General features: G+C 67.9%; 13 protein-coding genes. 7 read left to right on the top strand and 6 right to left on the bottom strand.

The genetic code is table 11. The features are described from left to right. Positions 1-39 precede the first annotated feature (39 nt). The 4 genes from B6S44_RS23445 to B6S44_RS23430 form a co-directional block, all read right to left on the bottom strand. Positions 40-879 carry a class I SAM-dependent methyltransferase gene (locus tag B6S44_RS23445; protein ID WP_129159305.1) on the bottom strand — a complete coding sequence of 280 codons (840 nt, stop codon included), beginning with the start codon at positions 877-879 and terminating at the stop codon, positions 40-42. Then, on the bottom strand, positions 876-1,928 hold the full coding sequence (locus B6S44_RS23440; RefSeq protein WP_129159304.1) for a glycosyltransferase family 4 protein: 1,053 nt from the start codon (positions 1,926-1,928) through the stop codon (positions 876-878). Before B6S44_RS23440 ends, B6S44_RS23445 begins: the two co-directional genes overlap by 4 nt. Before the next feature lie 190 nt (positions 1,929-2,118). Continuing rightward, the gene (locus tag B6S44_RS23435) at positions 2,119-2,520 is read right to left on the bottom strand and encodes a 6-pyruvoyl trahydropterin synthase family protein (RefSeq protein WP_129159303.1); all 402 of its coding nucleotides are present in this window, start codon (positions 2,518-2,520) and stop codon (positions 2,119-2,121) included. A 50-nt stretch (positions 2,521-2,570) separates the two neighbouring features. Beyond that, positions 2,571-3,563, bottom strand: coding sequence for a zinc-dependent alcohol dehydrogenase (locus B6S44_RS23430; protein WP_465246139.1), 993 nt, complete (start codon positions 3,561-3,563; stop codon positions 2,571-2,573). Positions 3,564-3,619: 56 nt separating this feature from the next. Here B6S44_RS23430 and mdoH point away from each other — a divergent pair, with 56 nt between their 5' ends. Further along, on the top strand, positions 3,620-5,428 hold the full coding sequence (mdoH, locus tag B6S44_RS23425) for a glucans biosynthesis glucosyltransferase MdoH (protein WP_248309734.1): 1,809 nt from the start codon (positions 3,620-3,622) through the stop codon (positions 5,426-5,428). Further along, a complete protein-coding gene (locus B6S44_RS23420; protein WP_129159301.1) occupies positions 5,425-6,183 on the top strand; it encodes an FkbM family methyltransferase in 759 nt (252 codons plus the stop codon). Before mdoH ends, B6S44_RS23420 begins: the two co-directional genes overlap by 4 nt. A gap of 5 nt (positions 6,184-6,188) precedes the next feature. Here the strand turns inward: B6S44_RS23420 and B6S44_RS23415 are convergent, their stop codons facing one another. After that, positions 6,189-6,578, bottom strand: a complete 390-nt coding sequence (locus tag B6S44_RS23415) for a hypothetical protein (protein ID WP_129159300.1) — start codon at positions 6,576-6,578, stop codon at positions 6,189-6,191. 196 nt (positions 6,579-6,774) lie between these two features. Between B6S44_RS23415 and B6S44_RS23410 the strand changes: the two genes are divergently transcribed. From B6S44_RS23410 to B6S44_RS23390, 5 genes are all read left to right on the top strand, one after another. After that, complete coding sequence (locus B6S44_RS23410) at positions 6,775-7,758, top strand: hypothetical protein (protein WP_248309733.1); 984 nt, start codon at positions 6,775-6,777, stop codon at positions 7,756-7,758. Positions 7,759-7,921: 163 nt separating this feature from the next. Then, complete coding sequence (locus B6S44_RS23405; protein WP_129159298.1) at positions 7,922-8,674, top strand: sulfite exporter TauE/SafE family protein; 753 nt, start codon at positions 7,922-7,924, stop codon at positions 8,672-8,674. A gap of 102 nt (positions 8,675-8,776) precedes the next feature. Beyond that, positions 8,777-9,556, top strand: a complete 780-nt coding sequence (gene otnI, locus B6S44_RS23400) for a 2-oxo-tetronate isomerase (protein WP_129159297.1) — start codon at positions 8,777-8,779, stop codon at positions 9,554-9,556. Next, positions 9,553-10,557, top strand: coding sequence for a glucokinase (locus tag B6S44_RS23395; protein ID WP_164985936.1), 1,005 nt, complete (start codon positions 9,553-9,555; stop codon positions 10,555-10,557). The genes otnI and B6S44_RS23395 overlap by 4 nt, the downstream gene beginning before the upstream one ends. 44 nt (positions 10,558-10,601) lie before the next feature. Then, a complete protein-coding gene (locus B6S44_RS23390) occupies positions 10,602-11,648 on the top strand; it encodes an acyltransferase family protein (protein WP_129159295.1) in 1,047 nt (348 codons plus the stop codon). Positions 11,649-11,751: 103 nt separating this feature from the next. Here B6S44_RS23390 and B6S44_RS23385 read toward each other — a convergent pair whose 3' ends face one another. Continuing rightward, the gene (locus B6S44_RS23385; RefSeq protein ID WP_206735232.1) at positions 11,752-12,108 is read right to left on the bottom strand and encodes a hypothetical protein; all 357 of its coding nucleotides are present in this window, start codon (positions 12,106-12,108) and stop codon (positions 11,752-11,754) included. Positions 12,109-12,118 lie beyond the last annotated feature (10 nt).

The following is a 12,118-nucleotide window of genomic DNA, read 5'->3' as shown; positions in this document are numbered from 1 at the left end:
GAATGGCCGAATTCGGCAGGAATGGCAATGGCGCCAGCGTCAGACTGGCCGCGCCCAGAGGTCCTGATGGCCGATGCGGACGGAGGTCGCGCTCCGCTTCGCCTCCAGCCAGCCCGCGATCGCCTCCGGCGCGACATGCCCGGTGTCGCCAACGGCAGCGGCGATCCCGGCCGCCAGCTCGCGGATCAGATCGGGCTGGCCCGCTTCAAGCTGCCAAGGGCTTTCGCCGACGGTGACCGCAGTGCCAGCCTTGCGGAAGGCCTGCGCCAGCGCCTCAGTGGCATCGGGCCCGGCCGCCGGACCGAAGCCCTTGTCGCTGCGCTGGTGATGGTGGAAGGCGGCGAGCATGCGCTGGTCGTCGGCATGCGCCGGCTCCCAGCTCTCGCGGCCATCATAGGTCAGCACAGTGTAGAGCGGCAGCCGCATGCTGACGAGCGAGGCGACGAAGCGCTCGAGCCAGCGCGCCGAGGCGAGATCAAACAGCGCGGCGGCGGTGACGAGGTCGGGCTGCCAGCCGAGCACCCATTCGAGTTCCTTGTTGAGGTCCGCCTGGCGGAAATCGACCGTCAGCGTCTTGTCGTCCTTGCGCAGGACGATCTCCTCGCCCTGCTCCTGCGCCTCGTCGGCCCATTCGGCGAGCTTGCGCCGCGCCACCGAGAGCAGGCGACTATCGGCATCGACCAGCGTCCAGTGCTGGCGCACGGGCAGCGCGCTGTAGCTGCCGCGCAGGTTAGAGCCGGCACCGCAGCCGAGATCGACGACGGAGAGCGATTGCCGTCCGGCAAAGGTCGAGCCGACCGCAGCCAGCACCTGCGGATTGCGTGCGGCATGGTCGGCCGGTTCGCGCAGAGCGAGCCAATCGGGAGAAAATCCGCTCATGGAATAACCTTCGCACACACTTCAGCGACGATCGTCGCAGTCCGCCGCCAGCGCGGCAGTGCGCCGGCCGCCTGCCAGGCCGCGTCGGCACGGCGCTGACGCTCGTCTCTATCATCCAACAACCGTGCCAGCCCCGCGCGTAACGCCGCCACATCGCCCGGCGGCACTTTCAGCGCAGCGTCGTCCGGCGCCGTCTCGGCCGCCGCGCCGCCGGTGGTGCACAGGATCGGGAGGCCGCGCGCCAATGCCTCGGTCAGCACCATGCCATAGCCCTCGAACAGCGAGGGCATGACGAAGAGATCAGCCTTCGCATAGGCCATGTCGAGCTCGCTCTGCCCTAATGCACCGGCAAGCCTGGTCCGCCCGGACAGCCCAGCAGCGGCGATCTGCGCCTTCAAAGCGGCTGTGGTCGCAGGGGCACGATCATCGGCGCCAACGATGGTGAGACGCCACGGCCTGTCGGCCAGCCCCTCCAGCGCCGCGACGAGAACGTCATAGCCCTTGCGCGGCACGAGCGAGCCGACCGCCAGCAACTTGACCGTCTCGCCATCACCTGAGCCGACAGCCCGCGCGGCTGGATCGACACCGGGCTCGGCCACGGTGATGCGTTCCGCCGGCACAGCGAAATCGGCAACGAGCAACCGCTTGGTCGTCTCGCTGGAGGCGATGACAGCGGCCGCATAGCGCAAGGCCGCCGCCTCGCGCCTGACGAACTCCGCCGCCTGCACCGGCGACAGTCCCGTTTCTAGCCCGAGCGGATGATGCACCAGAGCGACGACACGCCCGGCGAGCCCGGCCGCGATGCTCTCCGGAAAGGCGCCATAGGCGAGCCCGTCGATCAGCAGCACGCTGTCATAGGACTGCGACAGGATCGCCCGGCCAGTCTCGGCGAGATCGGTCTCGCTCGGGTTCGGGAAGCCGCCCGGCAGCTGCAGATGCTGCGCCGCGACGCCCATCTCGCGCCATTCCGCCAGGAGCCGGCGGCCATAACCATAGCCGCCGGTTGGCAGCGACAGATCGCCGGGAATGGCGAAGACGATCTCGCTCACGATACCCGGCCCAAATGAGGCACGACGCCAAGCCCTCCCCCCTTGTGGGGGAGGGTTGGGAGGGGGGTGACCGGGTGAGCGCTGAATCGCCTGCGATCAGCCGCACGGCTGACTACCCCCCTCTCCATCTCTCCCCCACAAGGGGGGAGAGGGTAGGTCGCGCCATCCGACGCGTCTGCCCGGCAGGACGTCACGCGAGCGCGCCCTCATAGCTCGCCCGCGCCAGGTCGGTCTCGTGCAGGGTGACGCGGATCTTGGCGAGACCGGCGGCGTCCGCGCCGAGCTTGCCGGAGCGCGCCGCGGCCGCCATCGCATCGAAGATGTACTTACAGAGGAATTCGGTGGTGGTCAGCACGCCCGCGAACTGCGGCAGGGCATCGAGGTTCTGGTAATTCAGCGGCTTCAGCGTCTGGTTCAGCACGGTGAGCGCCGCGCCGATATCGACCACGACGTTCTGGCGGGTCAGGTTCTCGCGGAAGAAGGCGACATCGACGACGAAAGTCGCGCCATGCATCGCCTGCGCCGGGCCGAAGAATGGGTCCGGCAGCGAATGGCCGATCATGATGCGATCGCGGACTTCGACGGAAAACATGGGCAGTCTCCTTCAGCGCGCGCAGTCTTGGCGAAGGCCGGGGCGCGACGTCAATAGCGCAGAACCGCCGTCAGCCCTGCGCCGGCGAACAGCGCCGGCAGGTGCGAAGGCGCATCCTTGAACGCGATCTCGTCAGTGATCAGCGCATCGAGCCGTTCATCCGCCAGCAACGCCAGAGCGGCCTGCGTACGGCGGGCATAATCGAACCGCGCCCGCCGCGAGGGTGAAACCTGCCCGACCTGCGAGGAGACGAGCTGCAGGCGCCGCGCATGGAAGGCGCCGCCAAGCGGTGCCGCGACGCTCCCTTCGCCATACCAGCTCAGCTCGACGATCCGAGTCTCGAAGCCGGCCGCGGCGATCGCCGTGGCGAGGCCGGCGGCACTCGCGCTGGCATGGAAGACGAGATCGGCGTCCCGCGGGCAGTCTGCCGGCAGCGCGAAGCGGCAGCCCAGCATCTCAGCGAGCCCGGCGCGGCTCTCGTCGAGATCGACCAGCGTCACCTCCGCGCCTGGAAGCTTGCCCGCGATGAAGGCGGTGAGCAGGCCGAGCACGCCGCCGCCAACCACGACGATCCGATCGGCCGGACCGGAGCCGGCATCCCAATGCGCATTGAGCGCGGTTTCCATGTTCGCGGCGAGCACGGCACGTCTCGCCGGGATGCCCTCGGGCACCACGGCCACGCGGTCCACCGGCGCGACGAAGCGGTCCTGATGCGGATGCAGGCAGAAGACCCGCTTGCCGAGCAGCTCGGCCGGCCCCGCATCCACCATGCCGACGGCGCAGTAGCCGTACTTCACCGGGAACGGAAACGCGCCCTGCTGGAAGGGGGCTCGCATGCGCTCATATTCGCTCGCAGGCACGCGGCCTTCGAAGACCAGCCGCTCGGTACCGCGGCTGATGCCGCTCCAGAGCGTGCGCACGAGGCAGTCGTCCGGCCCCGGCGCGGGCAATTCTTCCGTGTTCAGGACGCATTCACGCGCGGCGGCATACCAGAGCGCGGTCGCCTGCGCGCTTGCTTCGTTTGCAATTGCCGGCTTTACCACGCATCGCCCTCCGCGCCGTTCCCCGCCAGCCTGATGAGCCCATGACGGAAACCGCCATGAACCAGCGTCCCGCTCCGACCACGTTCCAGGCGGCGGCGCAAGAGGACACCAGGCTGACGCCGGCGGGGCTGCAGTCCTTCTCCACCTTGCGGGCGCGGCGCTGGCTCGTCGCGGCCCTGAACCTCGTCACGCTGGCAGCGCTGCTCTACGGCCTGTCGCGCGTGCTCTCGGCCGGCGGCTGGAGCCTTGCCGACATCGCGATCTTCATCGCCTTCCTGTTCGGCGCGCCCTGGACGGTACTCGGTTTCTGGAATGCCGTGATCGGACTCTGGCTGCTGCATGGCACCAGGGACGGGGTCGATCAGGTCGCCCCCTTCGCCGCTGCCGGCGAGGCCGATACACCGCTCGCGGTCCGCACTGCCGTGCTGATGACGCTGCGCAACGAAGACCCGGCCCGCGCCTTTGCGCGGCTGCGCATCGTCAAGGAGAGCCTCAACGCCACCGGCGAAGGCGGCTGGTTCGATTATTTCGTGCTCTCCGACACGAATGACCCCGCGGTGGCAGCCCGCGAGGAGGCGCTTGCGGCCGAGCTCTCGCGCGACGCCGGTGAGGATTGCACCATCGTCTATCGCCGCCGCAGCGACAATGCCGGCTACAAGGCCGGCAATGTCCGCGATTTCTGCGAACGCTGGGGCGATCGCTACGAATTGATGCTGCCGCTCGACGCCGACAGCGTCATGTCCGGCCACGCCATCGTGAAGCTCGCCCGGATGATGCAGGCCTATCCGAAGCTCGGTATCCTGCAGAGCCTCGTCGTCGGCATGCCGAGCAAATCGGCCTTCGCCCGCATCTTCCAGTTCGGCATGCGCCACGGCATGCGGCCCTACACCATGGGCTCGGCCTGGTGGATCGGCGATTGCGGCCCGTTCTGGGGCCACAACGCTTTTGTTCGGATCGCGCCCTTCCGCGATCACTGCCATCTGCCGACCGTGCCGGGCGGGCCGCCGCTCGGCGGGCCGATCATGAGCCATGACCAGGTCGAGGCGACATTGATGCGCCGCGCCGGCTACGAGGTTCGCGTGCTGCCGATCGAGGCCGGCAGCTGGGAGGAGAACCCGCCGACCATGCTCGAATTCGCCCGGCGCGACCTGCGCTGGTGCCTCGGCAATCTGCAGTACCTGAAAATACTCGATATTCCGGGCTTGAAAGTCATGAGTCGCTTCCAGCTCGCCTGGGCGATCCTGATGTTCATCGGCCTGCCGGCGTGGACGTTGATGATCGCGCTGCTGCCGTTGAAGGTCCTCGAGGACCGCGGCATCGCGGATTACCCCGCGGGCTTCGCCGCCTTCCTCTACGTGCTGTTCTTCGCGATGTATCTCTCGCCGAAGCTTGCAGGCTTCGCCGATATCCTGCTGACCAAGGGGGGCACGCAGCGCTATGGCGGCACATTGCGCTTCGTCGTCTCCTCGCTGATCGAGATCGTCTTCGCCTTCCTGCAGGGCGCGGTCTCGACGTTCCGGACCACGCTGTTCATGATCGGCCTCGTCTTCGGCAAGGCCAGGATCGGCTGGAACGGCCAGGCGCGCGATGCGCACGCCCTCTCCTTCGCCACCGCCTTCGCCGGTCTCTGGCCGCATCTGCTGTTCGGGCTCTACATCTTCGGCACGCTCGCCGTGCTGTCGCCGACCGTGCTGATCTGGTCGCTTCCGCTGACCGCCGGCTACATCCTCGCCATCCCCTTCGCCATGCTGACCGCGGCGCCGGCGCTGGGCGCATTCTTCGCCCGCACGGGCCTCTGCGGCATCCCCGAGGATTTCAACCCACCGGCCGAGATCGTCGCGATTCACGGCGGCAACGCTCCATGAAGCCGATCGCCTACCCGAAAGGCACCGCCAAGAGCCTTGGGCGCTCGCTGCGCGTCTACCATGGCGACCATGTCCGCAAGGTCGCCATGGATTCGCTCTATGCCCGCTTCCTGCGCCCCGGCGATCTTGCCTTCGACATCGGCGCCCACGTCGGCGACCGCATCTCCTCCTTCCGCCGGCTCGGCGCCCGCGTCGTGGCGCTCGAACCGCAGCCCGGGCCGGCAAGGGCGCTGCGCCTGATCCATGGCCGCGATCCCAAGGTGACGCTGGTCGAGGCCGCCTGCGGCGACAGCGAGGGCACCGCGACGCTCCGGATCAACAGCGCCAACCCCACCGTCTCGACCCTCTCGGGCGAGTTCGTCGACGCGGCGCAGGATCAGGACGGCTGGCGCGAGCAGGTCTGGGATCGCGAGCTCACCGTGCCTTGCACCACGCTCGATGCGCTGATCGCCGAGCACGGCTTGCCCGCCTTCATGAAGATCGATGTCGAGGGCTTCGAGGCGCAGGTCCTCGCCGGCCTCAACCAGACGCCGCCCGCCCTCTCCTTCGAGTTCACCACCATCCAGCGCGATGTCGCTGAGGCATGCCTCGCCCGGCTCGCCGCCCTCGGCCCCTATCGCTTCAACGTCGCACTGGGCGAAAGCCAGGCACTGGTCTTCCCGGAGCCGGTCGATGCTGAGGCCATGCACAGCCATCTCCGCGACCTCCCGCACGAGGCGAATTCCGGCGACGTCTACGCGCTGCTGTCGCGCTGAGAGAATTACGCACCGCTCTGCCCGAGCCAGGCGAGCGCCGCCGCGACGAGCAGGCCGAGCCAGCCCGGATGCCGACCCTTGGTCGCGAACAGCACGAGGACAGAGCCGGCTAAGGTCGCGATTGCGATGATCCGGACCTGAAGGGCGTGCGCCGGCAGATCGGGCGACATCGCGAGCAGGATCAGCAGCGCTGCCAGCCCCCAGCCCAGCACCGAACACAGGTGCCAGTTCGCCCAGAGGATGCGCAAGTGCCGCTCGCGCAGCGGCGCCGGCGCGAGCAATGGCACGATCGTCCCCGCCCGAAGCTGCCGGAAGATCAGGATCTCGCCGATCACGGAATGGGCGATGGCGATCAGGATCATCAGCAGGCCAGCGGCCAGGACATAGCTCGGCATCTAAGGCAGTCCCCGCTCGTGAAAGGTCGCAAAGCGCGCCTCTCGCAAGGGCAGTCTGGCCTTGCCGGCATCGATTGCGGAAGCTGCCACGGTGTCGCGCTTTCTTCGCAGGCATATCGGCTCTATGACCCGGCTCAGCCTGCGTTCATCTTGCGCTGCCCAGGCTGACCACGAACGCAACCGACCAAGGATGACCATGCTCGCTCTCGTTCGCCCGCTCGCCATCTCCGTGACGCTTCTGCTGACCGCCTTCGCGGCACATGCCGCCGGCGACGTCGCCGTCGAGGTCAAGAACGAGTCGGAGCAGGTCGCCTGCGCCGAGAAGGACAACGTCACCATCAAGGCGATTTCGCCCGAGGTCAGGCGCTTCCGCATCGAGGCGGCGCATCCGGCCTATATTGCCGGCCTGCTGCGCGACAACTGGGACGCGGACTGGACCGATTGCGACATGAGCGGCGATCCCGTCCACAAGGCGCCGGTGCCGCCGCAGCGCATCACCTTCTACGAGAGCATCGAGTACTGGCTGGTCGGCTACACCTTCGAGAGCTTCTGGCGCCCGGCCGAGACGACCTTCCGGGTCGGCGACCGCGTCGAGAAGGGCCTGCACCTCGTCCAGCTCTGGAAGCTCGGCAAGACCGGCTCCTATGAGGTTCTGGTCGTCTATCCGCAGGATGGCTACTGGCGCGTCCGGCCACTGCCGCCGCAGCAGCTTTCGGCAGCGGCCTATGGCTCGTCCTTCCTGTTCGGCCCGGTCGAGCAGGACGGTGCGCGTCCCGTCGTGAACATCAAGGAGATCGCCTTCGACCCGAAGACACTCTCCTTCAAGCTCGCCTTCAAGGACGGTTCGTCCGGGACGCTGAAGCTCGACAGCGTCGACGAGAACCGCATGGTGCTCGACGCCGTGCTCGACAAACCGGTCGCCGGTGGCAAGGCCTTCGCCGCGCTGCGCTCGATGTATGTCACCGAATTCAACAACGACGTCGCCCGCATCGCCATCCGCGAGCCCGGCGCCAAGGGCTGGCGCGAGGAGGCGCTGATGCCCTTCACCGGCGGCAAGGCGACCGATGTCTGGATGGGCCGCACCAATCATTCGCGCCACAACACCTCCTCGCCCGACATGGTCTTCCGCGGCTTCTCGAAGGACCCGAACCCGCCCGCCAAGCCGGAAGCGAAGAAGTAGCCTCGCTCGCGAACCCTCTGAGGTCGTCCCGGACAAGCCGCGCCAGCGGCGTCGATCCGGGATCCATGCCTGAGGCGTTCCGGAATGGGTCCCGGGTCTCCCTACGGTCGCCCGGGACGACCAGAGCCTTGATGCCGAGGCGTGAGATCGACCAAGCCTGACCATGGATACTCCCACCATCCTGACCCTCATCCTCGGAGCCGCTCTCGCCGGCTTCGTGCAAGGGCTCTCCGGCTTTGCCTTCAGCCTCGTCGCCATGTCGGTCTGGGCCTGGACGCTCGATCCGAAGCTCGCTGCGGTCATGGCGGTGTTCGGCGGGCTGACCGGCCAGACCATCGCGGCCGTGACCATGCGCCGCGGCTTCGACTTCGCCAGGCTCTGGCCCTTCCTGCTCGGCGGCATCGCCGGCATTCCGGCCGGCGTGCTGCTGCTGCCGCTGGTCGATGCCAATTTGTTCAAGGCCGGGCTCGGCATCCTGCTGGCCGTGTGGTGCCCGATCATGCTGTTCGCCCCGCATCTGCCACCGGTCCGCGCCGGTGGGCGCCTGGCGGATGGCGCGATCGGCCTGATGGGCGGCATCATGGGCGGCTTCGGCGGCTTCACCGGCGTGCTGCCGACGCTGTGGTGCAGCTTGCGCCGCATGGACAAGGATGTGCAGCGCTCCATCGTCCAGAACTTCAACCTGACGATGCTCGCCGCCACCATGCTCGGCTATGTGCTAGCGGGAAACGTCACGCGTTCGATGTGGCCGGCTTTCGCCATCGTCGCACCGGCGATGCTGATCCCGACCCTCCTCGGCGGGCGGCTCTATATCGGCATCAGCGAGCAGGCCTTCCGTCGCATCGTGCTGACCCTGCTGACGCTGTCGGGGGTGGCGCTGCTGATGTCGTCGCTGCCGCGCCTGCTTGGCGCCTGATGAGCGCCGCAGCGGGGAACGTCCTGCGCCCACGCAGGTTACCAATGACGTGCCCGACCGAACGGGTTAGCCTGCGCCTGCAATCTGACTGAAGAGACCGCTATGCCGCGTTTTGCCGCCAATCTCTCGATGATGTTCAACGAGTGGGACTTCCTCGACCGCTTCAAGGCGGCCGCCGAGGCCGGCTTCGAGGCGGTGGAATTCCTCTTCCCTTATGAGCATGCTCCGGAGAAGGTCGGCCTCGCCCTCGCCGGTGGCGAGCTCGAGCAGGCGCTGTTCAACCTGCCGCCCGGCGACTGGGCCAAGGGCGAGCGCGGCATGGCGGCGTTGCCCGGCCGCGAGCAGGAATTCCGCGATGGCGTCGAGACCGCGCTTGCCTATGTCCACGAGACCGGCGTCAAGCGCGTGCACATGATGGCAGGTCTCACTGATCCGAACGATCAGGCAGCGCAAAAGGCCTATCGCGCTTCGCTCGCCTACGCCGCCGACAAGCTCGGCGAACACGGCGTCGACCTCTTGCTCGAGCCGATCAACGGCAAGGACATGCCGGGCTATTTCCTCAACGATTTCGACCAGGCCGCGGCCTATGTCCGCGAATCCGGCCGGCCGAACGTCAAGCTGCAGTTCGACATGTATCATTGCGAACTGATCCATGGCGATGTCGGTGCGCGCCTGGAGGCGTTCTACCCGCTGGTCGGCCATGTCCAGATCGCCAATGCCGAGGGACGGCACGAGCCCGACGGCACAAAGCCCGACTATCCCGCACTGTTCACGCAGCTCGATTCGCTCGGCTATGCCGGCTTTGTCGGCTGCGAATACCGTCCCCGCGCCGGCACGCTCGAAGGCCTCGGCTGGTTCTCGCCGTGGAAGAAGCACGCGTGAGCGGCCCCCGCTTTCCCCATCCGGTCCTCGTCGCCGATATCGGCGGCACCAATTGCCGGCTCTCGCTGGTGCCGACGCCCGGCGCGCTGCATGAGCCGCTGGCCCGGATCAGCACCGGCGCGCATCCGACGCCCGAGGCAGCGCTCGGCTCGGTGCTCTCGACCCTGACGGTGAAGCCGCGCTCGGCGATCCTCGCTGTCGCCGGCCCGCTCGATGGGCGCAAGGCGCAGCTCACCAATGCCAGCTGGCACTTTGACGGCCCGGTGCTTGGTAAAGCGCTCGGCTTCGAGCAGGGGCTGCTGGTCAATGATTTCGAGGCGCTGGCGGCCTCGCTGGCGGTCTTGAGGGACCGTGACCTGTTCAATCTCGTCCACGGCCAACCGGAGCCTGAAGGTCCGCGCCTCGTGCTCGGTCCCGGCACCGGCTTCGGCGCCGCCGCCCTGCTGCGACGTGGCGACACCGGCATGCTGGTGCCGACCGAATCCGGCCATATCGGCATCGGCCCGGAGGATCCGACCGAGGTGAAGCTCTGGCCTGCTCTGGCCGAGGGGCTGCCACGCGTCACGGTCGAGGAATTGCTTAGCGGCAGCGGTCTCATCCGCTTCCATCGTGCGGTGATGCCTCAATCCGATGTAGCGGAGCCCGATGTCAGCGCCGCCGATGTCTCCGCGCTCGCGCTCGACGGCAATCCCGCCGCGCTGATGGCGGTGGTCTGCTTCTGGCGGCTGCTGGCCCGCGTTGCCGGCGATCTCGCGCTCGGCTTTAAGGCGACAGGCGGGGTCTATCTCGCCGGCGGCATAGCGCCGCGCATCCTGCCGCTCGCCGACAAGGCGACGATCCATGCCGTCTTCGCCGGCAAGCCGCCGGTCGAGGATCTCGCCGCCCGCTTCGCGCTCAACGTCATCACCACCGATGACGCCGCCGAACAGGGCCTGGCAGCGATCGCCGCCACTCCGAGCCGGTTCGGCCTCGACGATCCCGCGCGCTTGTGGTTTGGCTGAGCGCAACCGCGCTCACCTGACCTCTTTCGAAGACGATTCCTACCTTGCCCCAGCTCTACGGCATCCAGGTCCTGCGCGCGCTCGCGGCGCTGATGGTCGCAATCCACCACGTCCAGGCCGATGCCGGCTTCCTCGCAGCAAAGGCCGGCACCAGCTTCACGCCTTCGCATGCTTTGCCCTGGACCGCCGGCGTCGACCTGTTCTTCGTCATCTCCGGCTTCATCATGGTGCACTCCTCGGCCGGGCTGTTCGGCAAGCTGGATGGCGCACGCCTGTTCATCGCCCGGCGCATCGCGCGGATCGTGCCGCTTTACTGGGCCGCGACCACGCTCTTCCTCGCCGTGCTCCTCGCCTCGCCTGCGCTGGTCAATTCCGACACGCCGAGCCTCGGGCAGATCGCCACCTCCTATCTGTTCTGGCCGATGCCGAACGTCGCAGGCCAGTTCCAGCCGATCTATTCGCTCGGCTGGACGCTGAACTACGAGATACTGTTCTACGTCCTGTTCGGCGTCGCGCTGTTTGCGCCCGGGCGGCTGGTCGTGCCTCTGGTTACGGTGGCGCTCGCCGGACTGGTCGCAGCACAGGCCTTCGCCGGGCCGCTGCCTTTGCCCTTCGGCTTCTGGGGCCAGCCGATCGTGCTCGAATTCGCCGCCGGCATGGCGGTCGGCCTGCTCCGCCAGAACGGCCTCAGGCTCGACGGCCGCCTGCGCTGGCTCATGGCCGCAGTCGGGATCGCCCTGTTCGTGATCGCCGCCGGCGAGGGCTGGGCGCAGACCTCCTGGGGCGCCGTCGCCCTGCGCGGGCCGGCGGCGCTGCTGCTGGTCACCGCCGCGGCCTGCGGTCGCAACGTCACCGCCCCCTCGGCGCTGGTGCGCGCCCTCGCGCTCCTTGGCGACGCCTCCTACGCGCTCTACCTCGTCCACCCCTTCGCCATGCGGGCGCTGCGCGAAGTCTTCGTCGGCATTGCGCCAAGCGCAACCGGCCTCTTCATCGTGCTGGCGCTGATCGCCGCCGTGCTCGCGGCTCTTGTGGTCTACCACTGGTTCGAGCGGCCGATGACGAAGGCGGTGCGGCGGGTGCTGCGAGCGTAGGAGCTCGTCATGGTCGGCCTTGAGCCGACCATCTTGGAAACCAGTGTTCTCTCGTCATGAGATTCTCGGATCTGCGCTTCGCTTCGTCCGAGAATGACGCCCGCTATTTCTTCAGCCGCTTGCCCTTCAGCGACTGCCCGACCACACCACCATCGCGTCGGCGCTGCGGCCGCTTGGCGACGATCGTCTCGACATGTTCGACCTGCGGGAAATAGCCGCGCTCCAGCACTTCGAGCGTATATTCCTCATAGGTTAGGCCGAGCGCGTCGGCCCGCTCCTGCCGCCTGAGCGCGATTTCGCGCGGCTTCTTCCAGGCCTTGCGATGGGCGAAGCGCCAGTCGAAGGAATGGCCGATCTCGCCTTTGTCGGTCGCCGGTTTCCGCTTCTTCTCTTGCAGCGGCGGGCCGCCATTGTCGCCGATGCGGGCGGTGCGTGGCTTGCGGAGGGCCGGCTGTCTCATGGGTGCTATC

It is taken from the genome of Allobosea sp. Tri-44, from assembly GCF_004123845.1.
Lineage (GTDB): Bacteria > Pseudomonadota > Alphaproteobacteria > Rhizobiales > Beijerinckiaceae > Allobosea.
The sequence above is the reverse complement of the archived record's forward strand: the minus strand, read 5'-3'. Positions and strand labels throughout refer to the sequence as shown.